Source organism: Phytoamicus setariae (genome assembly GCF_016722925.1).
Classification (GTDB): domain Bacteria; phylum Pseudomonadota; class Alphaproteobacteria; order Rhizobiales; family Rhizobiaceae; genus Rhizobium_E; species Rhizobium_E setariae.
In genome coordinates this window covers 91,669-116,780 of record NZ_JAEQNC010000002.1, presented here as the reverse complement: position 1 = coordinate 116,780, position 25,112 = coordinate 91,669, and the positions used below count along the sequence as shown (strand labels likewise).

Here is a 25,112-nt window from a genome sequence, read left to right as displayed (position 1 = left end):
CGGCAAATGCGAATATTTTTCTCATTTCATATGGATTTAGGGGAGAAGACTTTGGGCCGGGCGGGAACCTCTGTCCAGGGCTACTGCGGCGTCTTTATCTTGAAGCCGCGGAAGTGCTTGACCGACGGATCGAGCTTTTCGCACTTCTTGTCACCGTTCATCGCTGCAATGTGATCGCCGTCATCGCTCAGCACATAGAGGTCGTCCGAACCGATCATGGCAAAGATCGCTTCCGGCTTCAGGTCGTCGTCCGAAGAAAAAACCATGATCCTTTCAAGCTTGCCGCCGGCCTTGCCGTCCCAGCGGTAGAGCGAGAAGTCGCTCTTGCCCGCGGCCGGCCCGGCAATGACGAAGTAGAATTTGCCGATCTTTTCGAGGCTGCGGATACCGCTCCCTTGCATATCGAGGAAAACGGGCGCACCGAGCTCGGCCGGTTTGCCGGCGATGACCTTGTCGGGGTTGAGGAGCGGAATGATCATCGCGCCTCGGTCGCCGACAGGGCTGCGCAGCCCGACATAAAGGCCGCCATCGGGTCCCTCCGCCAGCCCCTCGATATTGATGCCGCCCTTCTCGGGCGACTTCGTGGCTGCTTCCCTCAGACCGCTCGTGGCATAGGCCGGATCGGCCAGAGCCATGTCCATGAGTTGCTTGTAGGGTTCGCCGATGGGCTTGAACCGGTAGGCGCCGCGGGCAATCGAAACCTTCGTCGCGAACAACCGATAGCGGATCTCCTTGCGCTCTGCATCCTTGTTCAACCCGTGCGACGTGATCCACCAGAGGCGGTTGCCGATTCTGGCGCCGGCTTCGAGATCGGCCTCCTTGCCGTCACCGGCACCGAGAAAATCCGAAAGGTCCCGAGGCTTCTGCACCGCCTTGCCGCCGGAATAGCTGTAAACCCTCAGCGCGTCGGTGTTGTTGTCAGCGATTACGAAGTGGTGGGCGTCAAGGGCAATTCCGGCCGACGCATCACAGACCCCATCATAAGTCGTGAGCTTTTCGTCGCCGGCGGCATATGTGGCGAGCCCGAGACAAGTCAGCGCTGTACCGGCGCGTATCCAACCCTTCGCAGAGAACGTCATAGCCGCCTCCCCTAATCCGAATGGAGACGAAGAATAGCATGACCAGCGGCTCACTCACAATCTATGCGAGATGGTGGCGGATTGTATTTGGCACCATCCGACACGCGGCTCACCGGGCAGCTAGGCCGGAGGCTAGAAGGCAAAGACGAAATCGCCCGCATCGATTTCATTGCGGCCGGTGTTTTGCAGGATCAGCCGGTCGCCTCGGCCAAAATCCACCCAGACATCCTGTCCATGGACCTCGATGAGCGGCTTAAGCGCTGCGAAGCTGGTGACACGCGCAAACCCGGAAACGTCTATGATATCCGACATGTTTGCGAAGTCGCGGATCGTGTCGATCCCGTTGCCCTTTTGAAACTGAAAGTGGTCCGCGCCACCACCGCCGATCAGGATGTCCCGGCCCGCTCCACCATTCAGGAGGTCGTCACCGCCCAGGCCCTTGAGAATATTGTCCCCTTTGTTTCCGGCAATGAGGTTCGTGGTGTCGGTGCCGGTGCCATTGATGTTCCTGGCACCCAGCAGCATCAGTTGCTCGACATTGTCAGTCAGAACGTAGCTGGCCGTGGATTTGACCGTATCCATGCCGATGTCGAAGGCTGTCTCGATCAGTTTGTCCGAGCTTTTGTCGGTTATCAATGTATCGCCGCCGTCTGCGCCGTAGATGCCGCCGTTGATCTTTCCGCCGCGGTTGTCGATGACATCGTTGCCGGCATACAGATACACCGAACCGCGGATGTAACCGTCGTTGATCACGGTATCTTTCCCCACGCCGCCATCGATGCCACGGGCGCCGCCAAGGCCGATGATCGATCCGTGATTGACGGTTCTGGTCGACATGCCGCCGACGCCAGAATTCAACAAGACGCCAAGCGACGAGGCGAAAATCTCGCCGTCAGCCTGGTTGATCAGTGTGCTGGCGCCGTAAAGGGTCACGGCGTAGTCGCCGTAGATCCGACCGCTGTTGATTAATGTACCCATGCCCAGGGTAACGCATGCGCGCGCATATCCCTGACCGATCAGTTCGCCATGGTTTTCGATGCGAGCGTTTGCCCCGTCGGCATAAAGGGCCTGGCCGCCGGTCACGAAAGCTGAATCGCCAAGAATGAGGTGCGTGTTGTCACCGCTGATCCTGATCGCGGTGCTGGTATTCAGCCCCTGTCCCGGAAGGGCAACGATCTGCCCGTAGATCTTGATCGTATTGTCACGGCTGCCTGCGTCTTCGACAAGCGCTATGCTGCCGTCCCCGCCGACACCGATACTGCCGTTGCGCGTAACCAGCAGCAGATCGCCTGAACCGTCGAGCGTGCGCGTGACGGCTTCAGCTTCATTGACCACGAATTTCGACATGATTGCATCCCTCCAGTCTCGGTTGAACGGGCAATCTGCTGACGGAAAGCGCTGCTTATGACTGCGAATGGCGATGCGTGGTTTCAGGCGATGCCGGCCAGGCCGGCGCTATGCTGCGAACTCCGTTGGCTGCAGATGCGCAAAATGCTCTGTGCTACCGCGAAGTCATGCGCCTCGCGGATCCGGCGATATAATTCCACCATAAATTGAATATTGTCGAGTGGACAAATTTCAAACTGCGCAGGACAACTTTTCAGTCCCGGGCCGATGTGTCAGCCCGGGCCGGAGCCGCAGCCACATGTTAACGTGCGTGGCGCGGGCCCTCAGTCCTCCAGCCCGCCGCCCGGCTTGCGCTTCGCACCCGACAGTTCGCGGCTGGCGATCTTCATCAGGTTGTCGCCGCGGCGCAGGAAGCGACGGCCGACACGTGTGACGATCGTGCCGTCGGTGGGCGACAGGACCTGCCGGTCACCAGATACATCGCCCGGCGTGGTGACGATAGTGGCGAGCAGGTCGCCCTTTTCGACAGTTTCGCCATATTCGCGTTCGAACAGCACCATGCCGGCCGCGGGCGAATTGACCATCTGCACGAAGTCGAGACCCGCCACCGGACCGTCGAATTCCTCGCGGCGGATCGGCGCGCCGGCAATGGCACCGCGGCGCTGCAGGAAGGCATAGAGGCCTTCGGCATCCATGCGGCCGAGCACCGGATCGACATCGGCGGTACCGCGGAATTCCATGGTGATCGAGATGCGGCCTTCGGCCCAGTGCTTGCGGTTGCCAAGCGGACCGTGTTCCCAGGCATAGGTGACGGAATCCTCGAAGGCCGAGCTATTGCCGTCCGACAGCAACACGGCCTCGAGCCCCATGCTTTCGGCAAGGTCGGTGGCCTGAGGCCAGTAGGCTTCGTGAACATAGGTATAGAGCTGGCTCTCATCGTCGCAATGCAGGTCCAGCATCAGGTCGGATCCGGTCGCCATGTGGAGCAGGTGTCGCTTGAGCTGATCGACAGTGCTCAGGTTTTCCAAATCCGAGAGCAGGCTCTCGCGCGCTTCAAGGCCGACATGCGGGTAGTCCCTGTTGAAGTTGGCGCGCGAAGCGAGGTCGAAGCGACCTTCCATTTCGCCATTGATCCATTGCGCCGCACCGATGGGATTGGCGCGTGGCACGATGGTGATGTCGCCGAGGATCTCCCCCTTCGCCTCAGCCGTCTGCAGCATCGGCACGAGGAAATGCAGTGCCGCGACGCCGGGCAGTTCGCCGGCATGCAGTGCCGCCTGCATGTAGACCTTGGGCGCCTTGGGGTCCTTGCCGACGACCTTGAGCACCGGAATCCGCCACTCGGCGCCCGGTGTATCGCCGGCAATCACGATTTCGGTCTTGTCCATGGTGCTCCCCTTCAATTCGATTGGTGAGGATTGTTAGCCCGATTTCAGGGTGCACGTCCATGCGGAATTGCGACAAATTACACATTTGTAGAATTGCGCGCGAGCGTGAAGAAAGTTCTCTTCGAGCTCAAAGAAAGGAAGAACCCCTCCCAAACCCTCCCCACAAGGGGGAGGGTTTGGGAGGGGCCTTCAATCCGGGAGGTTTGGGAGGGGTTTTCAATATCCTCGAAGGTTCATTTTTAAGAGAATAGTGCCAGTCTGGCTTGGCTGAGGATGGGGAGATCGGTGTTGTGGCCGGCATGGTGTCGCTGGCGCTTATTGCCTGATTGCTGACGCTGGTTCCGACGGAGGCGGCAGGGCGCGCCTATGCTGCCTATGGTGGCATCTATATCGTCGCGTCAATTGCATGGCTGCGGCTTGCGGAAAACAGAAGGCGGGACGCTGGGACTTGCTGGGCGCCACCGTGTGCCTGGTGGGCGCTGCGATCATCCTGTTGCCGGTTCGTGGGTGAACTCGCCATGCCAACCGAGCAAAAAGGCAGCTCCAACCGGGCTAGAAATTGCGGCTTCTTTCAGCCGATCATGGACGGCAGGGCTGCCGTCGAAATGGATCAGTGCTTCTTGCGCTTGATGCCGCCTGTACGCTTGACCGGCCGGTCATCGGCACTGCTCCAGCGCTCGTAGCGGACGCCGGTGAACAGCAAAATCCGGGCTTCACATGGCTCGCTTGGTCGTTTCGGTTGTCGGGCGAGCCTTTCATCAATTCTAATAACTTCTGCCATTCTCATCTCCATTGAACTGGATTGAGACGGATGATCTGAGAACTATCTCATCCTGCCTGGGCGGGCAGACGCTTCCCGAACCCTCGGGTTCCAGGACAGTTGCGTCTTTCTCCTTTCGTCAGCCGTCCCCTGGTTTGTAACCGATTTCGAGACGGCGGCCTGTTACACACGATACATGCTGACGCGCTAATATTAATAGCGTCTTATAATCTAGGATCAGATCATGGCATAGTTAACACCTCCTAAACAATTTGCCTATAATTTTCCAAAAGGCCTAGTTTTTGCGTATCCGGGTGTTTTTGTGTCAGACAGATTTCGAGAATTGGAAACCCCGCAGATGGCGCGGACGAAAGATGTGGTGCTGATGGCGACCGTGTCGAGCTTCGAAAACATGGTTCACCCAAGCCGCCACGAGCTCCGGCAGTTCGCCGAACTGTTCGAGCCGGTGTTTCGTGCTTCGAGCATGGAGGCGCGCCGCAATGCGGTTGCGGCACTTTCCGGTTGCCCGACCATGCCACGGTCGGTCGCCTGGTTCCTGGCGACCCAACCCATCGACATTGCCGCCATTTTCATCGGCCGCTCTCCGGCGCTCGACGACGACACGCTGATCGCGGTCGCCCGTACCCATGGCCCCACCTATGCCAAGGCGATCGCCGCGCGCGAAAACCTCTCGGTCAAGGTGGTGGATGCGCTGGTCGCCCTGCATCAGGGACAGGAGCAGGACCGGCGCGACCCGGCCGACCTGCCCGACTCCGCCATCGCGCTTGCCCGGCTTGCTGCCATGCGCGAGGAGCAGCTTCGCCAGACGATCAAGGCGCTCGTGCAGCGCGATGCGCTGGTGCGCACTGAGGAAGGCCCGGAACAGGACGAACGCGTGCAACACGCCCTGCTGATCCGCTTCGCACGACTTGGCGATGCACACAGTTTTGCGATCACGCTCGCCGATGCAATGGGATCAAGCCACTGGCTATCACAGCGCATCATGCTCGACCTCTCCGGTTTGCAGCTCGCCACCGCACTGATTGCCATCGAGATCTCGGCGGCCGACGGCGAATTCATGCTGGCCAGATTTTATCCGCATCTCAAGGAAATGCGCGGAGAGATGCCGCGTGCCGCCACATTGTGGGCCAGCCTCGACGCACACGACTGCGCCGACCGCGTCCATGCATGGATGCGCGCCGACGACTACACGCAGGGCAAGACGGACGACGCGCACGCAGCCAATGTCAATGATGCCGTTGCGGAACCAGTACAGCGGCCGGCCTTTGCGCGGGCCAGGAGCGCAGCGCGGAGGTAGCGCAAACGCTGAACCCTGACATCCATTCTCGGGAGTAGAGACAAAAGAAAACCGGGAATGGCGCAGGGGAGAGCCATTCCCGGTCCTGGGGTCGTAAACTCAAGAGCCTCAGAAAATCCTGAGGTGGCGAAACTCTTCATCCGCCTGTGTTTCCCGGTTCGAAACGATAACCGATGAAGCAAATGTGGCGATGAACATCACCGAAATCAAGCTGGCGAAAAGGCCGAGTGCGAAAGTCATGGTTCCCATCCTGTCCAGGTGAGCGCCCTGCTGCTGGCGAGCCGCGCTCCGTTATGCTCTACACGGCGCAACCGCCTGATTTATTCGGCTTCTGTCCGCTTGGTCGTTCGATGCAGGGACCTTCGCACACGGATGTTTCGGGCGCGTTGCCAAACATGGTGAACAATGTTTCAATTGTTTCTAAAGGACGATTTTCCACGACAACCCACGGCACGAAAGCCCGGCGGAACAGCGGTTTCGCCGGGCTTTGGCTGATCTGAAAAAAATCATAGGCCGACAAAGAAATCGGTCGCGTCGAGGTCGGACTTGTCCCTGTCGCGCAGGGTCAGACTGTCATCGCCAAAGCGGATGACCAGGTCGTCCCCCTTGACCTTGACGTGGTTGGCGATCAGGTCGGCAATCTCGAAACCACAAAACTTTGGTGCCTCAAATGAAAATGAAATCCATCGCATCCAAATCCGTCTTGGCGATGTTCTTGATAAGCAAACTGTCACTGCCGGCCTCGATGAGGACGTCATTGCCTTGCTGGTGGGCATGATTGTTTATCAGGTCGTTGAAGCCGGCAATCGCATTCCAGTGCGAGACGTCGATGCGATCGCTTCCATCGGTGAAATCCGCGATCACATCCCTGCCGTCGCCGGTTGAAAAATGGAAGGTGTCAGAATCGAACCCGCCGAACAGGATATCGTTGCCCTTCTTGCCGGAAACATCGTCCACGCCGGCCTTTCCCCGCAAGACATTGTCGCCCCCGTTGCCGAAAAGGTCGTCGCCGTCAGCGGTGCCGTTGCCGTCGATATCACGGCTGCCCAGCAGCACCAGCCGCTCGACATTGGCCGACAGCGTGTAAGTGACGGTGGAGCGCACCGTGTCATAGCCGGCGCTGCCGCCGTTCTCGAAAAGCTTGGTTGCGGCCCTGTCGACGATCAGCGTGTCGTCGCCGGTGCCGCCGCCGATGCGGTGATCGACCTTGCCGCCGCGATTGTCGAACAGGTCCTTGCCGCTGCCAAGATCGATCCGACCGAGGATTTCGCCATGGTTTATCACCGTTTCCGTGGAATCCTGCGTCTGAATGGCAAAGTTGCTGCCCTCGATCGTGCCATCGTTGAAAATGTCGAGATCGCTCGACGGTTCCGTGTTCGCGGACGCTATGCCGATGAAGCCTTTGATCGAACCGGTTGCCGCGATGCGGATCGTCGTGTCCGTGCCGTCTGCCCAGATTGCCGCAAAACCGTTGCCGGATTGAAGGATCTCGCCCCTGACAATCAGCGTGTTGTCGGTAAAACCGTCGCCGATGAATATGCCGTTGGCGTTGGTAACGATCCGAGTGAAGCTCGTACCGAGGATATAAGTCTCGCCGCTCTCCTCGATGTCAAATTCGGTGTTTCCCGAGCGAATGAAAATCGCCATGATCAATCTCCAGTTTGGGCCAGATGCAGCCGAAATGGAAACAGTTCTGTTGGTTGCACAAGGCTTGAAAGCCGGTTGACGCGATGTCCGGCCGGCTCCGGATCATGCTGTCATGCACTGCAACGCTTCGATTGGGTCTATTCGTCTCAAGCCCCCGGCTTATTCACGCCGGGTGCGAGGGGAGAAGCGAGAATACACGCTTTCAGCCGGCAGGTCAGGTGGGACCGTGCCATTCGTGCACCAATGTCGAAAACCTGCTGGCTTTCAGCTGCCGCGATAGGTCGAATAGCCGAATGGCGACAAGAGCAGCGGCACGTGATAGTGGGCCGCCGGATCGGCGATGCCGAACCGGATGGGCACGATGTCGAGAAACAGGGTGTCGGGGAGCTTCTGGCCGGTCGTTTTCAAATAGGCGCCGGCATGAAAGACCAGCTCGTAGGTCCCTTTGCGAAAATCCTCACCCTCGAGAATCGGGCCGCCATCTATGCGGCCGTCGCCGTTGGTGCGCACCGTCTTGAGGTAATCACGCACCTCATCCTGGATGCGGAAAACGTCGATCATCACGCCCTTTGCAGGGATGCCAAGAGCCGTATCAAGAACATGTGTCGTCAGACCGCTCACAGCACAACTCCAGAAACAATATAGGACAGGGGATAGAAGTATTCTTCAAGATTATGCTCCGGACCGGAGCGATCGACAACCAGAAAATCACTGGTTTCGCCAAGAGCCATCAAGGGATGATGCCAGATATTCGCGCGGTAATTGATCCCCTGATCGCCACGAGCAAGAAAAACCTGAGGCAGACCGGGTTTTCCGCCTTCATCCTCGGCAACCACCACCAGCCAGGGCCGGCCACTCAGCGGCTGGAAACTCTGGCTTCCGTAGGGATGGCGCTCCATCATGTCGATCGCGTAGGGCAGTGCGCGCGGCTGGCCGCGGAACAGATTGAAGATAACTTCCGCCCCATCGCCTGATGCCTCGGCCTTACCCAGCGCGTGATAGCGTTCGGTGGTGCCGGAATTGATGAGCCGCATCGTGGCCGGATCGGCTTCGATGACATCGCCGAAAGGCGCGAAAACCGCCCTGCTCAAAGGCTCGATGGTAAGGGTCTGGGTCATGCAAGGTCCTGTTTGGCGTTTCGGGCGCCGCGACGGCGCATCGCACGGTGCGCGCCGGGATCCCGAATTCGTGCCGCAAGCTATTCAATCGGGCAGCGATGTCAATCGCATCGATCATCGCCCTTGACGAAACGATTTTTCGTATCATATGATACGCATCAACAGGGAAAGGTACTCGTCATGCCAGCGCTACGGGATTTGCAACAGGCGATGCCAGATAAGACACCCGTGGTGGTTGAGGCGGTGAGCCGCGCTGCCGATCTCTGGAGGCTGAAAAACGCCGAGGCAGCCGCCTTGTTCGACGTGCCGCTGGCGACCTGGAACAGAATGAAGGCCGGCCAGTTCCGCGGCACGCTGGACAGCGATAAACTGATGCGGGCGAGCCTGATCATCGGCATCTTCAAGGGACTTCGCCTGCTGTTTAACGGACCATTGGAATATGGCTGGCCGAAAACACCCAACAAGGGCCTCCCCTATTCAGGCCGCATGCCGCTGGCCTACATGATCGAGGGCGGCATACCAGCGATGATGAAGGTCCGCAATCATATCGACGCGCTCCGGGGCGGCATGTGATCCCAATCTCAGATATCAACGAGCCCGGCACCATCCGGCTGATCCCGACCGCCTATATCAAGGAGCCGGCGCTCACACCGCTTTGCGACAACGACGAGGCTCGGGATTTTCTCGAAAAGCTTGAAGGCCTCACATCGTCTCGGCTGTCGCCGCCCGCAATGCCTGACGGCGTGGATCCGGCCGAACTGCTCAGCGAGGCATCAGGCTACGGCTATACCTATGTCAACGCCGCGTTCTGCTACGTCAAGCCGGGCGGCAACCGCTTCAACGATGAACGACGCGGCGCGTGGTATGCCGCCATCGGCAACAATACGACGATGACTGCCCGGGCAGAGGTGGTCTTTCACCTCACCCGTGAACTGGACAACACCGGCGTCTACGACAACATCACCGCCTACCGCGAGGTTCTGGCCGGTTTCATGGGGCCGTTCCATGATGTCAGGACGATCGAAGACGCTGTTTATCTCGGCGCGGATACCGCCATTGCCTATCCCGCCGGCCAAGCCATGGCGCGGCAAATATTCAGAGCAGGTGGCAATGGCATCGTCTATCCCTCCGTTCGAGCAGCGGGCGGCACCTGCCTTGTCGCCTTCCGTCCACATCTTGTCCAGAATATCAGGCTCGGTGGGTCGGTGACATTTCGCTGGGCGGGCAGCCGGGAGCCAGAGATTTTACACGGCTGACTACAGCGCGATGCTGCATGCCCCTCACCCTGGCCCTCTCCCCGCGAGCGGGGAGAGGGAAACAGAGAGGTCGCCGCTTGTCCCTTCTCCCCGCCTGCGGGGAGAAGGTGCCCGGCAGGGCGGATGAGAGGCGATAGCCACGCGTGCTTTGACGCCTGTCACGGACTAAATCGGCTGACATCGCCAGGCCACAGCGGCCGACCGTCAGAACGTCATCGCCTTCAGCCTGAGCGCGGCGATCTTCTCCACCTCGCGGCACGCCGTTTCGAATTCGACCGGGCGGGTGTGGTGGATGCGGTTCTCGAAGGCATGCAGGATCTCGTCCTTGCCCAGCCCTTTGACCGCAATGATGAAGGGAAAGCCGAACTTGGTCTGATAGCGGGTATTGAGGTCGGTGAAGCGGGCAAACTCCGTTTCGCTGAGGCGGTCCAATCCGGCGCCGGCCTGCTCGTTGCGGCTATCGTCGGTCAGTTCGCCGGCGACCGCCAGTTTTCCTGCAAGATCGGGGTGGGCGCGCAGCACCTTGAGCCGCTCATCCTCGCTTGCCAGCCGGAATTCAGTCGAAAGCGCAGCGTGAACATTGCCCGCGTCGAGTGCGGCCGGCAGACTGCCCTTGTCCCACGCCCGCTCGGCGATCCAGGCGGAATGCTCGAAAACACCGCCGAAGCGCGACAGAAATTCCGACCTATCCATATGCTCGCTCCCGACCTTCTTCAAAACTGGTGGTGATTTGAGCGCCAAGCAGTAGCGCCGGCGCAGGGGCTTGTCGAGCCGCTTTTCAGGCAATGATGTCGCGATTTTCCGGTCGACAAATCGCCCCGCAGAACCGGAAAAATCTGCTGCTGCGGCTACAGGTTCATGTCGAAATCCGCCTTGCTGATGTCTTTCCTCGCGACATCCAGAAGCGTCAGCGTATCGCCGCCGCCGAGATCGATGATCACATCGTCGCCGGACTTCCTGATGTCGACAATATCGCCCCGATCGATATCGAGATAGTCCTGCCTGTCGCGACCGCCACTGGCGTCGAAATCGGCGATGACATCCTTGCCGCTGTTTCGTTGAAAAATGAAGATGTCCGAACCCGCCCCGCCCCGCAGGTGATCGTCGCCACGGCCGCCATCGATGATGTCGTCGCCAGCACCAGCATGCACCCGGTCGTCGCCCGCACCCGAGCTTATGTAGTCGTCAAGAGACGAACCTGTGAATTCGTCGTCTCCGCTCAGGAGCTTTCTGATGAGCTTTTCAACGCCGTTGGCCGACACCAGCAAATCATGCAATTGCGCGGCATCGAACTTGCCGGCCTCGAGCGTCAGCATCGGCGAACCGTCGCTGTTGTTGAAGCTCACCACCTTGACGGTGCCGCCGGTTACCTGCCCTTCCTTGTAGGTCAAACCGGCTCCAAACAGGACGACCTCCGAATCGTTGCGGTGATCGATGAAAATGGCGTTTCTCGCCGTCTGATTGGCATCAGGCAGGACAATGGATTTCTCGTCGTAGATACGCTCCAGCCTGCGATAACCGCCGAGCAGGTCGGTGCTCTCGAGCCTTGCCATAAAATCTCCTCCATCGAACCGGTCCGATTGGTTATTGGCAACAAAAGACCGCCCCCGACATGTGTCGACGACGGCGCTTCCCATAAAGCGTGGCAACGCTTCGCGCGCACCGTAAGTTGAAGCCCACGGTGCGGTCAATTGCGTGTCTGCCTCAAATACCGATCATGGCTAACGAATGGCAATCGGATCCTTGTGGGGAATTCCGTCCCCGGATTGGGACAAAATTCCCTGCCGGCGGTATCGAAGCGTTTTGGCACCAGACCTTGTCAAGGTCCCGCCTCCACCCGCCCGTAACCCAGCAGGAGGCGCGACGGGCCTGCGCAGCTAGATGCAAATAAAGAATTCTTGAAATGCTTTCGACGTGACCGCGAATGGCCGCGGCTTGTTACTATCAGTGGCATCTATACAGCTTTTATATGTAAATTTTCCTTGTGCAATTCTACCGCTAATATTAGCGTCCACCCCAACTGTTGAGCAGTTCTTTTCAGTTTCAGGGGGCGTATCATGAGCATTACGTCAAGTGCGGAAATACTGGTGTTGGGCGATTTCTTGAACCAGTCCCAGCCGATCGTCATTTCCAGACCGGCCGTGGGGTGGATAGTCGCCTGGACGTCCTGGTCCAACCCGGCCACCAACAGTGACGGCTTCTTCAGCCAGAGCTACAATGCCGATGGCAGCACGAACGGAAATGTCGTAAGGCTGTTGTCGGCCACATTATCGAACGAGAGTTCCGCCGCCCTGACGACAAGCGGCAACATTGTTGCGGCCGGCACCATGACTTACGACCCGGTCGGAGATCGGGGATGGGATGTCTATTCCCAGGGTACTCCCGTCAATACCTATTACACGGGCAGGCAGAGCGACTCCTCCATCGCCGCGCTTTCGGATGGCGGCTGGGTGATCACATGGACATCGGATGCCCAGGACGGCGATGGCGGCGGGATCTACCAGCAGCGATACACATCCGCAGGGGCCAAAAGCGGCGCGGAAAACCGGGTGAACACGGTCACCGCCGGTGGGCAGACCAACAGCGCAGTAACAGAACTTTCCGGCGGGGGCTGGGTCGTCACATGGACGTCATCAGGCCAGGACGGATCGGGCATTTACGCGCAGATATACGGCTCGAACGGCGCCAAGATCGGTGGTGAGCGGTTGATCAACGCCACCACCGCCGGAGACCAGACGGAACAGGCGGTGACCCGCCTTGCCAATGGCGGCTTCCTGGTGACATGGACATCGCCCGATCAGGATGGCTCCGGCATTTACGGTCGCATCTACGACGCCAGCGGTTCGCCCGTAGGTGGCGAATTCCCGGTGAATACCAGTAAGGTGGGCAATCAGTACGATTCCGACGTCACGCAGCTTGCAGGCGGCGGCTTCGTCGTGACATGGACCGACGATATCAAACCAGGGTCCACGACCCCGTCAACGGATGGCTATTGGGCCGGCGTCTTCGCCCAGGTGTTCAATGCCGACGGCAGCAAGAACGGCAGCGAGATACAGGTCAACGTCACGACCGCCGACAACCAATGGGAGCCATCGGTCGCGGCTCTCGATGACGGCGGATGGGTCGTCGCCTGGCGAGCAAAGGGCAACGGCGGTTACGATATCTATCAGCGGGTGTTCCACGTCACCAACGACGCCCCCACCGGCACCGACAAGACGATCGCGTTCGCCAACAGCAGCCAGACCCACAACTTCACGCTGGCCGATTTCGGCTACGGCGATGCGAACGGCAACCAGCTTGAATCGATCATCATCACGACGCTTCCGGATAAAGGCACCCTCACCCTCAACAACGTCGCGGTCACCGCCGGACAGGTGATCGACGCGAGTGAGATCGGCTTTCTGCTCTTCCGGCCCACGGGCGGCACGACAGGCAAGTCCCTGGGGCAATTCACCTTCCAGGTCGTCGACGACGGCGGAACGGCGGGAGGCGGCAAGAACACCGACCAGACACCGAACACCATTTCCTTCACGCAGCCCTTCAACGAAGCTCCCGCAGGCAAGGACAACGCCTTTGCGGTGAACGAGGACGGGCAAAAGACATTCGACACTGCCGATTTCGGCTTCACCGACAGCGATGGCGGGACCTTGAAGGCGATCATTATCACCACCTTGCCTGCAACAGGTAACCTGAAGCTGAATGGCGCTGCGGTTTTGCCCGGCGACGTGATAGCAGCCGCGGATATCGGCAAACTGGTCTGGACCCCGGACATCAGTTCGGCACAAGCCGGCAGCGATGCCTTCACCTTCCAGGTCCAGGACAATGGTGGCAAGACCAATGGCGGGCAGGATACCGACCAGTCACCGAACACGATCAGCTTTACAATCGGCGTCGTCAACAGCGCCCCGAGCGGCACTGACAAGACGCTGTCGTTACTGGAAGACGGCAGCTACAGCTTCACGGCTGCCGATTTCGGATTTTCTGACCCCGACGATCCGGCCGCGCCAAACCGCTTTGCCGCCATCAAGATCGTGGACGGCACTTATGCCGGCTCCATTGCCTTTCGGGGTCAGCAAGTCCACCTCGATGACATTATCGCCGTGGCCGATCTTGGCGACCTGGTCTACACGCCTGACAAGAATTACAACGGCACCGGGTTGACCCTCAAATTCGCCGTCGTCGATGACGGCGGCACCAGCAACGGCGGGCAGGATACCGACCAGTCGCCCAACGTCCTCACCATCAACGTCTCGCCGGTCAACGACGCTCCGGAAGGCACGGATGCGCAATTGACGGTGAATGAGGACAAGACATTCAAGTTCTCGGCCGGCACGTTCGGCTTTTCTGACCCGGCCGACGACGGCGCCCACCATTTGAGCCAGGTCGTCATCAACGATATCAAGGGCAAAGGCGATTTCATGCTCGGCCGGAAGGTCGTTCTTGAAGGTCATACGATCGACGCGGCCGATCTGGCTTCGCTGACATTCAAGGGAGACAAGAACGGCTTTGGGGACAAATATGCGTCGCTGACATTCACCGTCTACGATGATGGTGGAAAAAAGAACGGCGGTACGAACGCGGATGCCACGCCCAACACGCTTGTCTTCAAACTGACCGACGTCGTGGACACGTTCACGGGCGACAACGGCAACGACAAGCTCACCGGCACCGCCGGAAAGGACATCCTCACCGGCAAGGGCGGCGACGACACGCTCAAGGGCATGGCCGGGCCAGATACATTCGTCTTCAGGAAGGGCGACGATGCCGACATTATTCTCGACTTCAACGCGAAGGGCGCCACACACGACATCCTCGATATCAGGACGGTTTCCGCCATCGCCAACTTCAAGGATCTGATGGCCAACCACGTCGATACGGTGAAGGGCGGCGTGGAGATCGACGGTCTGAATGGCGACACTATCACCCTGCAGGGCGTGAAGCTCGCCGACCTCGATGCCGGGGATTTCCTGATTTGAAATGAGAGCGCGGCCGGGAATGGCCGCGCTTCCGTACGCCCCCCTATCACGCCGGCTTGTGGTGCTCGTGCCAGTGACGGGCAATGTCGATGCGCTTGGGCACCCAGATGTGATCGTGGTGCAGCACATATTCGATGAAGCGCCGCAGCGCGGCCGCGCGGCCCGGACGGCCGACAAGGCGGCAGTGCAGGCCTACCGACATCATCTTCGGCGCGCCGGCACAGCCTTCCTGATAGAGCGTGTCGAAGGCGTCCTTCAGATAGGTGTAGAACTGGTCTCCGGAGTTGAACCCCTGGGGCGTGGCAAACCGCATGTCGTTGGTTTCGAGCGTATAGGGAATGATCAGGAACGGCTTGCCGTCCGGCCCCGGCACCCAGAAGGGCAGATCGTCGGAGTAGTTGTCCGAGGAATAGAGAAAGCCGCCCTCCTCCATCACCAGCTTGAGCGTGTTGATGGAAGGCTTGCCCTGATACATGCCGAGCGGGCGCGCACCGGCGACTTCGGTGTGCAGGCGCACCGCTTCGAGGATATGCTTGCGCTCCTCTTCCTCGGAAAAATCCTTGTATTCGAGCCAGCGATAGCCGTGGCTGGCGATTTCCCAGCCCGCCTCGTTCATGGCGGCGACGGCTTCCGGGTTGCGCGCCATGGCGAGCGTTACGCCATAGACGGTCACCGGCACGCCAAGCGATGTGAACATGCGGTGCAGCCGCCAGAAGCCCGCACGCGAGCCATATTCGTAGAGCGATTCCATATTGAGGTTGCGCTGGCCCGGCCAGGCGGCGGCGCCGACAATCTCCGACAGCAGGTTTTCCGAGCACGGATCGCCATCCAGGATGCAGCTTTCGCCACCCTCCTCGTAATTCAGCACGAACTGCACGGCGATCCTGGCGTCACCGGGCCATTTCGGATCGGGAATGTTGCGGCCGTAACCAACGAAATCGCGCGGGGTTTTGAGATCGAGCATGCCATTCACCTTCCATGTTATTCTGGCGGAAAACTAGAAGCGGAAACAATGTTTGTCGAGGGTGCCTCGGTTTCGACCCGCGCGCAACATGCATTGCTGATATACGCCGGTCCTGCCGATTTTCTATTCAACACGCCCAACAAACAGGTTATCACCTCGCCTGATTGCACTGTTTTTTGGCATAGCATGCGAAATGGAGAAAAATTTTGGTCAGCGTAGATGAGAAACTTGAGCCGATCCTCAACGAGGTGCTTCAGCGCAACGCGGGTGAACAGGAATTCCACCAGGCCGTGCGCGAGGTCCTCGAAAGCCTCGGCCGCGTGATCGCCAAGCGCCCTCACTACGCCGACAACGCGCTCATCGAACGCATCTGCGAACCTGAGCGCCAGATCATCTTCCGCGTGCCATGGGTCGACGACAAGGGCCAGGTCCAGATCAATCGCGGCTTCCGCGTGCAGTTCAATTCGGCGCTCGGCCCCTACAAGGGCGGCATCCGCTTCCACCCCTCGGTCAATGTCGGTATCATCAAGTTCCTCGGCTTCGAGCAGACCTTCAAGAACGCGCTGACAGGCATGCCGATCGGCGGCGGCAAGGGCGGCTCGGACTTCAACCCGCGCGGCCGTTCGGATGGCGAGATCATGCGCTTCTGCCAATCCTTCATGACGGAACTGCATCGCCATATCGGCGAATACACCGACGTGCCGGCCGGTGACATCGGCGTCGGCGGCCGCGAGATCGGCTACATGTTCGGCCAGTACAAGCGCCTGACCAACCGCTATGAAGCCGGCGTGCTGACCGGCAAGGCGCTGTTCTACGGCGGCTCGCGCGCCCGCAAGGAAGCCACCGGCTATGGTGCGACTTATTTCGTCGAGCGGATGCTGGCCACCAAGGGCCATACATTCGAAGGCAAGCGCACCGTGGTTTCCGGGTCCGGCAACGTCGCCATCTACACGATGGAAAAGGTGCTCGAATTCGGCGGCAAGATCCTCGCCTGCTCGGATTCCAACGGCTATATCGTCGATGAAAACGGCATCGACCTCGATCTGGTCAAGGAGATCAAGGAAGTCCGCCGCGAACGCATCTCCGAATATGCGCGGCGCAAGGGCACCGGCAGTCACTATATCGAGAACGGCTCGATCTGGGACGTTGCCTGTGATGTCGCCATGCCGTCTGCCACCCAGAACGAGTTGACCGGCAAGGATGCCAAGACGCTGGTGAAGAACGGCGTGATCGCTGTGGGCGAAGGCGCCAACATGCCGTCGACGCCGGATGCAGTGCGCATCTTCCAGGATGCCGGCGTGCTGTTTGCGCCGGGCAAGGCGGCCAATGCCGGCGGCGTTGCCACCTCGGCGCTGGAAATGCAGCAGAACGCCTCGCGTGACAGCTGGACCTTCGAGCAGACCGAAACGCGTCTGGCCACGATCATGCGCAACATCCACGACACCTGCGCCGAAACCGCAGACGAATATGGCGCACCGGGCGACTACGTGCTTGGCGCCAACATCGCCGGCTTCGTACGCGTTGCCGAAGCCATGGACGCACTCGGCGTCATCTGATCGACGACAGCTGCCCGGAAAGCGTGAAATTTTCGGGCAGCCCTTCGGGCTCGCGTCCCATAGCGAAATCCACCGCGCATTGGCCGAGCCGGTGCGCCATGCCAAAGGAAATCTTGAAGCCGCCGGTCAGCGAAATGACGTTGGGATGGTCGGCAACCGGCCCCACCAGCGGATCGCGGCCGATGGATTTGGGCCGGATACCGGCCCAGCGAGCGACAACCTCTGCCCGCGCCAATGCCGGCACCAGCGCGCGGGCCTTTTCCAGCACATGATCGAGATGTTGGTCCGTGGAAAGCGGATCGGCGTAGTGGTTCTCGCTGGTCGATCCGACGGCTACATAGCCGTTCTCGTGCGGCACGATATAGATCCCGTCGAGAAAAGCCACTGGCAGCGCCGGATCGATATCGGACCGCAGCATCGCCGCCTGCCCCTTGACGCCCTGTCCCAGCGGTTTTGCCAGCGGCGGCAGAAGGTTTTCCAGCATCGGGAAACTGTCGACGCCAGCGGCAATGAAGGTGTGCGAGAAGGTGATCGTTGAGATTGATGACTGCCCCTCATCCGGCTGCCGCCACCTACTCCCCGCAAGCGGGGCGAAGGGAATTGTGGCACGGTCAGCACTCCATTGTCCCCTCTCCCCGCTTGCGGGGAGAGGGCTAGGGTGAGGGGCAAACGCCGCAACCTCTGCCCTGCCCTTCGGCGCATCCAGAGATGCTAGCGCCGCGTGCTCAATGAGCCGCACATTGGGCTGGCGCTCAAGCCATGCTTTCAAGAGCGCCGTGACCGCGCGCGGCGCAGCACGGGCCGCCAGCGTATCGTTGACATAGCCGCCTTCGCCGAATTCCGGCGCGATGTAATCGGCGACCGGCGGGGTATCGCTGACATGCCAGAAAAACCTGATATCGCCCTGATGCCAGTTGTTCAGCGCATCGGCCTGATGGCGAAGCGCGATGGCTTTCAGATGCGACTTCGGCAACGGTATGATGCGGCCGGAGCGGCGAAAGGCGGCGCTGAGCCCGGTCGCGGCCTCCAGCACGGCAAGTTCCTCCGGTAGGCCGACCAGCGCATCGTACTGAAACTGCTTCTTGGCGTCCCAGCGATCCGGCATCCAGGGAAAAAGCGCGCCGAGCACGCCGCCGCTGGCGCCGCCGCCGATCTCGCCCGCGTCCACCAGGATCACCGACAGCCCGGCCTGGGCGGCCTTGACCGCCCCCCACAGCCCCATGATGCCGCCGCCGACCACAAGGATATCGGCTTTCGATTGACCTGATAGGGAAAGGGATTTATCGCCTGAACTCATGGACAAGGGTTCGAACACTTCTCAACAACCGATCCTCGAATGGATCGACGGCGATATGCCCTATTCGACCGCCTTTGGCGATCATTTTTATTGTCGCGAGGACGGGCGGGCCGAGTGCGGCCACGTGTTCCTGACGGGCAATGGCCTGCCGGACCGGTGGAGCGACGGTGCGGAATTTTCAATCGGCGAGCTGGGCTTCGGCACCGGACTGAACTTCTGCGAGACATGGCGGGTGTGGAAAGACGTCAAACCCGAAGGCCACCTCCACTTCACATCGTTCGAACTCTATCCGATGGACCGCGACAGCATTGCAAAGGCGCTGTCGCGTTGGCCTGAGATCGAGGCCGAGAAGCAGGCGCTCATTGCTCGATGGCCCGATACGCCCATGGGCGAGGTCCGGCTCGAAATGGCCGATGATGTGACGCTGACGGTCGTGTGCGGCGATGCGCTGGCAAGTCTTGGCGCCTGGGATACGCTGTTCGACGCCTGGTATCTCGACGGTTTCGCGCCCTCGCGCAACGCCGACATGTGGTCAGAAGAGCTGATGCGAGCCGTGTTCGATCACACCCGGCAGGGCGGCTCGTTTGCCACCTATGCGGCGGCCGGATTTGTCCGCCGCAACCTGATCGCGGCAGGTTTCGATGTCTCGCGCCCGCCGGGCTTTGCTGGCAAGCGGGAAATGCTCTCCGGCATCAAGCGCTGACATTCTGGCATTCAGAAATTGAACGCAAAGTCCCCGTCATCGAGCACGCCTGCAGCGCCCTCGACAACGATCCGCTGACCGCCGAGGTTAATCCATGCGTCGCCGCCCTTGTTCTTGATCGTCAGGTCGGTGAAGTCGTCAATGCCGCCAAAAACCCGAAAGGCGATAATGTCCTCGTCATCGTTGTAGTCCTTGATCGTATCGATACCATCGCCCTTGGAAAACGCGAAGTAATCGACGCCAGCGCCGCCGAAGAGACGATCGCTCCCCCGGCCGCCGGTTAAAAGATCGCTGCCATCCATGCCCTTGAGAATGTTGTTGCCGGCATTGCCTGTCATGAAGTTGTCCAGTTCGTTGCCGGTGCCATTGATCCTGGCCTTGCCGAGCAGAACCAGATGATCGAGATTGGCACCGAGCGTGTAGGTCACCGTTGAATTGACTGTGTCCTCGCCTTCATCGGCCTGTTCGATAATGTCGACCTTGGTGGAACTGACGAAATATCGGTCGTTGCCGCCGTGGCCGTAGACCGTGCCCTTGATCTCGCCATTGCGGGTGTCGAGCCGATCGTCGCCGATACCCAGATCGATGTCGCCGAGGATGCGGCCATGATTAACCAATCTGAACTGCTCCGACTGAACCTGGATGGCGTAGTCGGCGCCCTCGATAACGCCACTATTGACGATTTTTACATTGCCTTCGACGACAACGCCGATTTGCGAACCAGAAACATGGCCACCCCTGAGATTGCTGATCATGCCATCGCCAATGTGGATGCCGAAAACGCCCTTCATCTGCCCGCTGTTGACGATCCGCAAGCTCGCCGATTCCCCGCTGACGGCGAATCCCGAGGCGTCGATGATGCCCTTGTTGACCAACGTCGCATCATTCCCGTCGAACCCAAGGCCGATGACCGCGCTGACAGTTGAATCGGTCCCAACAGTCACCGTATTTCCATCGCCAAAATCCGCAACTCCGAAACCGCTTGCATGGTTATTGGTGATGTCGCCGAAGACATTGATCGTGTTGCCGGTCCTGCCCGCGTCAACGAAGATCGCGTAGTCGCTGTCGACGCGGAGTTTGGCACGCTCGGCGAGAATCCACGTGTCGTTGCTCTTGTTGATATTCCAGGTGGTGATACGATCTCGGTTTACAGTATGCGTCGCCATGGTGATGCGAGCTCCAATGAAGATCTGAAAAGGAATGCAAAATATACCGGCCGATGCGGCCCATCTCGGTGTAGCTTGCCCGCCAAAGTCGAAAATAGCAAGCATTCGCCAAAAACGATACTCATACCCCCCGGCTGGGCGGCATATCGACTGGGATTGCAGGAGTCGGCGCCAGCATGAGCGCCGGCAGCGGGGACAGGCTGCCCGCTTGCGTTCAGGCGGCGCACGACCACCCACGGCCGGGCGGCAGCTTCGCCACCTATGCCGCTGCGGGATTTTCGGTGGAGCGCCGGCCGGTTTTTGCAGGAAAATGCAAAATGCTGTGCGGGAAGCGCCCGGCCGGAGGCCGGTGCTCGCTACGATCAGATGAAATAGAAATCCGAATTGTCGAGGACGGATTTGTCGATCCACTCGATGATGATGCGCTGGCCATTGCCGAGTTCGATCCAGACATTGCCGCCGGTTTCGGCGCCCTGCTTGATGGTCAGGTCGTTCACATCCGAGAAGCCGAAATTGTAGATTCCGATATGGTCCTCGCCGTTTCCGAAATCGTTGATCGTATCGACACCCTCGCCGGGAAAGATCATGAACTCGTCGGAACCCGCGCCGCCCCGGAGCGCGTCGTCGCCGGCCCCACCCCGCAGGTCGTCGTCGCCCGCCATGCCGATCAACTCATTGGCCCCAGCATTGCCAAAAATCTGGTTCGAGCTGTTGTTGCCCGAGCCGTTGATGTCGGCCTTGCCCTTGAGAACCAGATCTTCGACATTGTCGGGCAATGTGAAACTGACGGTGGAGATGACGGCGTCGTTACCGCCATCGAAATTCTCGACAATCGTCATGTCACCGCGGACATAGTAAGTATCGTTGCCGGAGCCGCCTTCGACCGATCCCTGAAGGGCACCCCTGCGGCCATCGAAAATGTCATTGCCGCCGCCCAGCGCGACATCGCCCTCGATGTGGCCGCGATTGATGATGTGGCTGTTGGCATCGCCGTCCCGGATGGCAAGCGTCTCTCCGGTGATGAGGCCGCTGTTGATCAGCTTGCTGTCACCCGCAGACAGCTCGACGCCGATCGCTTCACCCCGGATCTCGCCGGCGCTGGCATTGCGGATGACGCTTTCGCCACCCGCCTGAACCGCGGTTGTGGCATGGATTACACCCGAATTGGTGAGCGAAAAGCCGTTTTCGGTCCGGATACCAAGGGATGCTGCGTTGATCGCGCCCTTGTTGACGACCGCCATGTCGTCGCCCTGGCTGTGGATGCCTGTAACGGCCCTGATATCGGCCGTGCGGGCGATGACGATGCGCGTCGCAGAAGCGCTATCGTGGATTGCGATCCCATCGGTGCCGGTCGCATCGATATCGCCGTTGATCAGCAGGCGATTGCGGTCGTTGCCAGCCGCCACGACAATCGCGGGCTCCGCATCGATCTTCGCCCGTTGGTCGAGCGTCCAGGTCCTGTCATCGCCCACGATGTTCCAGGTCGATGTGCGGTCTTTTTTCACTGATGTGGCAGCCATGCGATATCTCTCGTTGAATCAATGAATTATCGGGCATTCGAGTGGTCGACGCATGTTTAGACACATGCGCGCCACAACGCCAGAGTGCATTTGAACCAGAAAAGGAACGACCAGGCAGGCTCCCGCCTCAGCGTTTTCGGGGCCGATCAGACAACCAGGGAGAACAGGAAGTCGGTTGCGTCGAGGTCGGTTTTCAGGGTGTCCTCGATGACGATCCTGTCGCCGTTGCCGAGCTCGATCCAGACATCGCCGTCGGTTCTGGCATTCTGCTTAATCGTCAGTTCGGAAAAATCATCGATCTTGGCAAAACCGAGAATCCCGATCTTGTCGGTGCCGTCAGCATAATCCTTGATCGTGTCGACGCCATAACCGGGGCGGAACAGGAAAAGGTCGCCTTCCGTGCCGCCAATCAGGATGTCGTTGCCCTTGCCGCCATCGAGAACATCCGCACCTGCCTTGCCGTCGAGCTTGTTGTTGCCGGCGTTGCCGGTGATGGTGTTATCCAGTTCGTTGCCGGTGCCGTTGATGGCCTTGCCGGTCAGAACGAGTGCCTCGACATTGGCAGCGAGCGTGAAAGAAGCGGAGGATCGGACGGTGTCAGTGCCTTCGCCAACCGCCTCGATGACGCTCAACTTGGATGACGTCAGATAGGTGTCATCACCGTCGCCGCCGGTCACCGTTCCCCTGAAAACACCCATGCTCGTGTCGAAGCGATCGCTGCCGCCGCCCAGTGAGACCGCGCCTTCGATCGTGCCGGTGTTGATGATCCTGGAGTTGCCATTGCCATCGGCAATGGCAACTGGACCTCCAGCTGCGGCGATGAAACCCTGGTTGAAGAGCTTGTTGTCGCCGTCCTCAGAAAATTCGACAGCACCCGCGCCGCCGATGATCCTGCCGCTGGCCGTGTTCGTCACAGTGCTGTCGGCACCAGCGCTTACGCCTTGAAAGCCAGTGATCTCGCCAGAGTTGACGACCACACCGGCGCCCCCCAGGACGATGCCTACATTCGTAGCCACGATGTCACCGCGGTTGTTCACTGTGGCGCCATTCGACTGGAGGGCAACGACGCCCGCCCCAGCCATGATGTGCGACGTTGCGCCAATATTGATCGTGTTGTTGTTGCCGACGACATAGATGCCAAGCGACGCTGCTTCAAAATCCGGACCGGACGGAGTCTCTCCCCCGGTATTGAGGATATCGCCGTTGATGTTCAGCGTGTTCCGCTCGTATCCGGCAGCGACATAGACCGCCGTCTTGCCATAGACATGCAGCGTCGCATTCTCGGCGAGGTTCCAGGTGTCGTTATCCTTGTTGATGACCCACTGCTTGCTGCTGTCGGATTTGATCGTATGCGTCGCCATGTGTGCTCCATTGCTCAAAAGAAATGAAGAAATTATCGCGCGCACTTTCAGTGCGGTTGCGCTTCGAATTTACTCATTTTACGGCATGCATGCAACGTAAGGTTTCTGAGCAACATAGAACCCGGCGGGGAGGCTCATCCCGCCGGGACCATGCACAGCCGGTTCTTGCAAAGGAGACCGCTGTCAGAAAAGAAAATCCGACGTGGTCAAACTTGCCTTGTCGATGTTCTCGATCCGTAGCACGTCGCCATCGCCGAAGCGGATTGTGACATCGGCACCCTCCTGCTTTAAAAGGCCGCTGACATCGGCAAAATCGTCGATGCCCTTGAAGTTACCGAGATCGATCATGTCCATGCCGTCCTCGAAATCGCCGATGACATCCTTGTCGAACCCTTTCGAGAAAATGAAAACGTCGGACTGGCTGCCCCCCAGCAGACGATCATTGCCGGCACCGCCCTGCAGGATGTCGAAGCCCGCCATGCCGTTCAACGTGTTGTCGCCGGCGTTGCCGATCAACTTGTTGGCTACTGCGTTTCCAGTCGCGGACAGGCCGTTCCTGCCGAGCAGCGTGAGATTCTCGAAATTGGCACCGAGCGTCCAGGAAACTTCCGCCTTCACCACGTCGAACCCCTCGTTGATGCTTTCCATGAACGTGGTCTGGCCGCTGTCGACAATGTAGGTATCGTTGTGCTCGCCGCCATAGACGATGCCGCCGACCGTACCACCGCGCCCGTCGAACGTGTCGTTGCCCTTGCCGAGCATGACATCCCCGGCGATCTCCCCCCGGTTCCTGACTATGTCGGTCGTAATCTCCTTCGTCGCGGCATAGGCGGCATTGCCGCCGGTTATGGTTCCGGAATTGGTGAGAATGATGCGTGAACCAACCTCACCGATGCTCATCACGCCGATTTGGCCTGCTGTCATCTCGCCCTTGTTGATGATGCGCGCTGTCATGCCGGTCATCACGAAGCCGCCCCATCCGACCCCGTCAGTGACCACTGTTCCTTCGTTGACGAAGGTGGAATTTCCCATGCCCTGGGCTATGGCGCCAGACTGGCCGTAGATCATGCCCGTGTTCTTTATATAACTGTCTCCGAACGCCTGAATCCCTGCGGCGCCGCCGCTGATCTTGCCGTGATTGACGAGGTGAAGATCGTCGGCCATGGACATGATGCCCGCGCCTCCCGCGTCGATGCGACCGGATTTCGCGACGGTGATGTTCGCGCCCTTGGCAAGCGCCATTTCCTCGCCAAGGAAGATGCCGTGGCTGTCGAGAGCAGTACCGACGAGCCTGCCCTCGACGGTGATCGACCTGTTCTCGTGCAACGTCTTAGCGTCAATCGCGACCTGGCCGGCGCCGACGGTGATCGTCGCTCCCTTCTCCACGATCCAGTTGGTATCATCCTTGTGTGCGATGACCGGGCTTGTCCGGTCCTTCGAGATCCTTACGGTGCCCATGGTTGCCTCCTGATTTCAATGAGGCAGTGTTTATTCCGGCGTTGTTTCAGAAAATCCGCTCTTTAGTGTCATTTTTGTTTCAATTGTTTCAATTGCAACTTTCCTCAAATAACGCGCAACGTCTATCCGTCATGCCCTTGAAGATTGAGCGCGCGCGCAGATTGGAAATGCGGTATTTCGAGTCAGGGGCACGCCGCC

At 59.5% G+C, this 25,112-nt stretch carries 23 protein-coding genes and 1 pseudogene; 7 read left to right on the top strand and 17 right to left on the bottom strand.

Features of this window, described 5'->3' with window-relative positions; translation table 11 throughout:
- Positions 1-80 precede the first annotated feature (80 nt).
- The 3 genes from JJB09_RS03255 to JJB09_RS03245 all read right to left on the bottom strand — a co-directional run bounded on the left by JJB09_RS03255 (position 81) and on the right by JJB09_RS03245 (position 3,814).
- Positions 81-1,079 carry a DUF3616 domain-containing protein gene (locus tag JJB09_RS03255; RefSeq protein ID WP_201653043.1) on the bottom strand — a complete coding sequence of 333 codons (999 nt, stop codon included), beginning with the start codon at positions 1,077-1,079 and terminating at the stop codon, positions 81-83.
- A 132-nt stretch (positions 1,080-1,211) separates the two neighbouring features.
- The gene (locus JJB09_RS03250) at positions 1,212-2,426 is read right to left on the bottom strand and encodes a calcium-binding protein (protein ID WP_201653040.1); all 1,215 of its coding nucleotides are present in this window, start codon (positions 2,424-2,426) and stop codon (positions 1,212-1,214) included.
- Between the two features lie 323 nt (positions 2,427-2,749).
- On the bottom strand, positions 2,750-3,814 hold the full coding sequence (locus JJB09_RS03245) for a M14 family metallopeptidase (protein ID WP_201653038.1): 1,065 nt from the start codon (positions 3,812-3,814) through the stop codon (positions 2,750-2,752).
- Between the two features lie 261 nt (positions 3,815-4,075).
- Between JJB09_RS03245 and JJB09_RS03240 the strand changes: the two are divergent.
- A pseudogene (locus JJB09_RS03240) lies at positions 4,076-4,325 on the top strand (YnfA family protein); the annotation flags it as partial.
- Between the two features lie 99 nt (positions 4,326-4,424).
- Here JJB09_RS03240 and JJB09_RS03235 read toward each other — a convergent pair.
- Positions 4,425-4,595, bottom strand: coding sequence for a hypothetical protein (locus tag JJB09_RS03235; RefSeq protein WP_201653035.1), 171 nt, complete (start codon positions 4,593-4,595; stop codon positions 4,425-4,427).
- Between the two features lie 337 nt (positions 4,596-4,932).
- Here JJB09_RS03235 and JJB09_RS03230 point away from each other — a divergent pair, with 337 nt between their 5' ends.
- Positions 4,933-5,892 carry a DUF2336 domain-containing protein gene (locus tag JJB09_RS03230; protein ID WP_210341649.1) on the top strand — a complete coding sequence of 320 codons (960 nt, stop codon included), beginning with the start codon at positions 4,933-4,935 and terminating at the stop codon, positions 5,890-5,892.
- A gap of 108 nt (positions 5,893-6,000) precedes the next feature.
- On the opposite strand, the gene JJB09_RS26885 is transcribed toward JJB09_RS03230, so the two are convergent.
- The 5 genes from JJB09_RS26885 to JJB09_RS03210 all read right to left on the bottom strand — a co-directional run bounded on the left by JJB09_RS26885 (position 6,001) and on the right by JJB09_RS03210 (position 8,657).
- Entirely contained in the window at positions 6,001-6,132 is a 132-nt protein-coding gene (locus JJB09_RS26885; protein WP_281431813.1) for a hypothetical protein, read from the bottom strand.
- Between the two features lie 266 nt (positions 6,133-6,398).
- Positions 6,399-6,584: a hypothetical protein gene (locus JJB09_RS03225; RefSeq protein ID WP_201653029.1), complete on the bottom strand. Its 186-nt coding sequence runs from the start codon at positions 6,582-6,584 to the stop codon at positions 6,399-6,401.
- Positions 6,559-7,539 carry a calcium-binding protein gene (locus tag JJB09_RS03220; RefSeq protein WP_201653026.1) on the bottom strand — a complete coding sequence of 327 codons (981 nt, stop codon included), beginning with the start codon at positions 7,537-7,539 and terminating at the stop codon, positions 6,559-6,561. Before JJB09_RS03220 ends, JJB09_RS03225 begins: the two co-directional genes overlap by 26 nt.
- A 264-nt stretch (positions 7,540-7,803) precedes the next feature.
- A complete protein-coding gene (gene uraH, locus JJB09_RS03215) occupies positions 7,804-8,160 on the bottom strand; it encodes a hydroxyisourate hydrolase (RefSeq protein ID WP_201653023.1) in 357 nt (118 codons plus the stop codon).
- Positions 8,157-8,657 (bottom strand): ureidoglycolate lyase, encoded by a 501-nt coding sequence (locus JJB09_RS03210; protein ID WP_201653020.1) that lies wholly within the window; start codon positions 8,655-8,657, stop codon positions 8,157-8,159. The genes uraH and JJB09_RS03210 overlap by 4 nt, the downstream gene beginning before the upstream one ends.
- 210 nt (positions 8,658-8,867) lie before the next feature.
- Between JJB09_RS03210 and JJB09_RS03205 the strand changes: the two genes are divergently transcribed.
- Both JJB09_RS03205 and JJB09_RS03200 read left to right on the top strand, forming a co-directional pair.
- Positions 8,868-9,230 carry an antitoxin Xre-like helix-turn-helix domain-containing protein gene (locus JJB09_RS03205; RefSeq protein WP_246748561.1) on the top strand — a complete coding sequence of 121 codons (363 nt, stop codon included), beginning with the start codon at positions 8,868-8,870 and terminating at the stop codon, positions 9,228-9,230.
- Positions 9,227-9,913, top strand: a complete 687-nt coding sequence (locus JJB09_RS03200; RefSeq protein ID WP_201653017.1) for an RES domain-containing protein — start codon at positions 9,227-9,229, stop codon at positions 9,911-9,913. The genes JJB09_RS03205 and JJB09_RS03200 overlap by 4 nt, the downstream gene beginning before the upstream one ends.
- 204 nt (positions 9,914-10,117) lie before the next feature.
- Here the strand turns inward: JJB09_RS03200 and uraD are convergent, their stop codons facing one another.
- On the bottom strand, positions 10,118-10,606 hold the full coding sequence (gene uraD / locus JJB09_RS03195) for a 2-oxo-4-hydroxy-4-carboxy-5-ureidoimidazoline decarboxylase (protein WP_201653014.1): 489 nt from the start codon (positions 10,604-10,606) through the stop codon (positions 10,118-10,120).
- 155 nt (positions 10,607-10,761) lie between these two features.
- A complete protein-coding gene (locus tag JJB09_RS03190) occupies positions 10,762-11,466 on the bottom strand; it encodes a calcium-binding protein (RefSeq protein WP_201653011.1) in 705 nt (234 codons plus the stop codon).
- A gap of 504 nt (positions 11,467-11,970) precedes the next feature.
- Between JJB09_RS03190 and JJB09_RS03185 the strand changes: the two genes are divergently transcribed.
- The gene (locus JJB09_RS03185; protein ID WP_201653008.1) at positions 11,971-14,889 is read left to right on the top strand and encodes an Ig-like domain-containing protein; all 2,919 of its coding nucleotides are present in this window, start codon (positions 11,971-11,973) and stop codon (positions 14,887-14,889) included.
- Positions 14,890-14,935: 46 nt separating this feature from the next.
- Here the strand turns inward: JJB09_RS03185 and puuE are convergent, their stop codons facing one another.
- Entirely contained in the window at positions 14,936-15,853 is a 918-nt protein-coding gene (gene puuE, locus JJB09_RS03180) for an allantoinase PuuE (RefSeq protein WP_201653005.1), read from the bottom strand.
- 206 nt (positions 15,854-16,059) lie between these two features.
- Here puuE and gdhA point away from each other — a divergent pair, with 206 nt between their 5' ends.
- Positions 16,060-17,409, top strand: a complete 1,350-nt coding sequence (gene gdhA, locus JJB09_RS03175; RefSeq protein WP_201653002.1) for an NADP-specific glutamate dehydrogenase — start codon at positions 16,060-16,062, stop codon at positions 17,407-17,409.
- Here gdhA and JJB09_RS03170 read toward each other — a convergent pair.
- Positions 17,402-18,706, bottom strand: coding sequence for an NAD(P)/FAD-dependent oxidoreductase (locus JJB09_RS03170; protein WP_201652999.1), 1,305 nt, complete (start codon positions 18,704-18,706; stop codon positions 17,402-17,404). The genes gdhA and JJB09_RS03170 overlap by 8 nt on opposite strands.
- On the opposite strand from JJB09_RS03170, the gene mnmC2 reads away from it, so the two are divergent.
- A complete protein-coding gene (gene mnmC2 / locus JJB09_RS03165) occupies positions 18,705-19,409 on the top strand; it encodes a tRNA (5-methylaminomethyl-2-thiouridine)(34)-methyltransferase MnmC2 (RefSeq protein ID WP_201652996.1) in 705 nt (234 codons plus the stop codon). The two genes, JJB09_RS03170 and mnmC2, sit on opposite strands and share 2 nt — an antisense overlap.
- 11 nt (positions 19,410-19,420) lie before the next feature.
- Here the strand turns inward: mnmC2 and JJB09_RS26510 are convergent, their stop codons facing one another.
- The 4 genes from JJB09_RS26510 to JJB09_RS03145 form a co-directional block, all read right to left on the bottom strand.
- Positions 19,421-20,575, bottom strand: coding sequence for a calcium-binding protein (locus tag JJB09_RS26510; protein ID WP_210341648.1), 1,155 nt, complete (start codon positions 20,573-20,575; stop codon positions 19,421-19,423).
- Between the two features lie 362 nt (positions 20,576-20,937).
- Complete coding sequence (locus JJB09_RS03155) at positions 20,938-22,095, bottom strand: calcium-binding protein (protein ID WP_201652993.1); 1,158 nt, start codon at positions 22,093-22,095, stop codon at positions 20,938-20,940.
- A 146-nt stretch (positions 22,096-22,241) separates the two neighbouring features.
- Positions 22,242-23,456, bottom strand: coding sequence for a calcium-binding protein (locus JJB09_RS03150; RefSeq protein ID WP_201652990.1), 1,215 nt, complete (start codon positions 23,454-23,456; stop codon positions 22,242-22,244).
- A 183-nt stretch (positions 23,457-23,639) separates the two neighbouring features.
- Positions 23,640-24,914 (bottom strand): calcium-binding protein, encoded by a 1,275-nt coding sequence (locus tag JJB09_RS03145; protein WP_201652987.1) that lies wholly within the window; start codon positions 24,912-24,914, stop codon positions 23,640-23,642.
- Positions 24,915-25,112 lie beyond the last annotated feature (198 nt).

Excerpts from the sequence above, each read along its gene's own strand:
- JJB09_RS03230 (WP_210341649.1), top strand. The coding sequence starts at position 4,933 with ATGGCGCGGACGAAAGATGTGGTGCTGATGGCGACCGTGTCGAGCTTC.
- JJB09_RS03170 (WP_201652999.1), bottom strand. The coding sequence starts at position 18,706 with ATGAGTTCAGGCGATAAATCCCTTTCCCTATCAGGTCAATCGAAAGCC.
- mnmC2 (WP_201652996.1), top strand. The coding sequence starts at position 18,705 with ATGGACAAGGGTTCGAACACTTCTCAACAACCGATCCTCGAATGGATC.
- puuE (WP_201653005.1), bottom strand. The coding sequence starts at position 15,853 with ATGCTCGATCTCAAAACCCCGCGCGATTTCGTTGGTTACGGCCGCAAC.
- JJB09_RS03225 (WP_201653029.1), bottom strand. The coding sequence starts at position 6,584 with ATGCGATGGATTTCATTTTCATTTGAGGCACCAAAGTTTTGTGGTTTC.
- JJB09_RS03255 (WP_201653043.1), bottom strand. The coding sequence starts at position 1,079 with ATGACGTTCTCTGCGAAGGGTTGGATACGCGCCGGTACAGCGCTGACT.
- JJB09_RS03250 (WP_201653040.1), bottom strand. The coding sequence starts at position 2,426 with ATGTCGAAATTCGTGGTCAATGAAGCTGAAGCCGTCACGCGCACGCTC.
- JJB09_RS03185 (WP_201653008.1), top strand. The coding sequence starts at position 11,971 with ATGAGCATTACGTCAAGTGCGGAAATACTGGTGTTGGGCGATTTCTTG.
- JJB09_RS03190 (WP_201653011.1), bottom strand. The coding sequence starts at position 11,466 with ATGGCAAGGCTCGAGAGCACCGACCTGCTCGGCGGTTATCGCAGGCTG.
- JJB09_RS26885 (WP_281431813.1), bottom strand. The coding sequence starts at position 6,132 with ATGACTTTCGCACTCGGCCTTTTCGCCAGCTTGATTTCGGTGATGTTC.
- JJB09_RS03210 (WP_201653020.1), bottom strand. The coding sequence starts at position 8,657 with ATGACCCAGACCCTTACCATCGAGCCTTTGAGCAGGGCGGTTTTCGCG.
- JJB09_RS03150 (WP_201652990.1), bottom strand. The coding sequence starts at position 23,456 with ATGGCGACGCATACGATCAAATCCGACAGCAGCAAGCAGTGGGTCATC.
- JJB09_RS03220 (WP_201653026.1), bottom strand. The coding sequence starts at position 7,539 with ATGGCGATTTTCATTCGCTCGGGAAACACCGAATTTGACATCGAGGAG.
- uraD (WP_201653014.1), bottom strand. The coding sequence starts at position 10,606 with ATGGATAGGTCGGAATTTCTGTCGCGCTTCGGCGGTGTTTTCGAGCAT.
- JJB09_RS03145 (WP_201652987.1), bottom strand. The coding sequence starts at position 24,914 with ATGGGCACCGTAAGGATCTCGAAGGACCGGACAAGCCCGGTCATCGCA.
- JJB09_RS26510 (WP_210341648.1), bottom strand. The coding sequence starts at position 20,575 with ATGGCGACGCATACTGTAAACCGAGATCGTATCACCACCTGGAATATC.
- JJB09_RS03205 (WP_246748561.1), top strand. The coding sequence starts at position 8,868 with ATGCCAGATAAGACACCCGTGGTGGTTGAGGCGGTGAGCCGCGCTGCC.
- JJB09_RS03155 (WP_201652993.1), bottom strand. The coding sequence starts at position 22,095 with ATGGCTGCCACATCAGTGAAAAAAGACCGCACATCGACCTGGAACATC.
- JJB09_RS03235 (WP_201653035.1), bottom strand. The coding sequence starts at position 4,595 with ATGGCAGAAGTTATTAGAATTGATGAAAGGCTCGCCCGACAACCGAAA.
- JJB09_RS03245 (WP_201653038.1), bottom strand. The coding sequence starts at position 3,814 with ATGGACAAGACCGAAATCGTGATTGCCGGCGATACACCGGGCGCCGAG.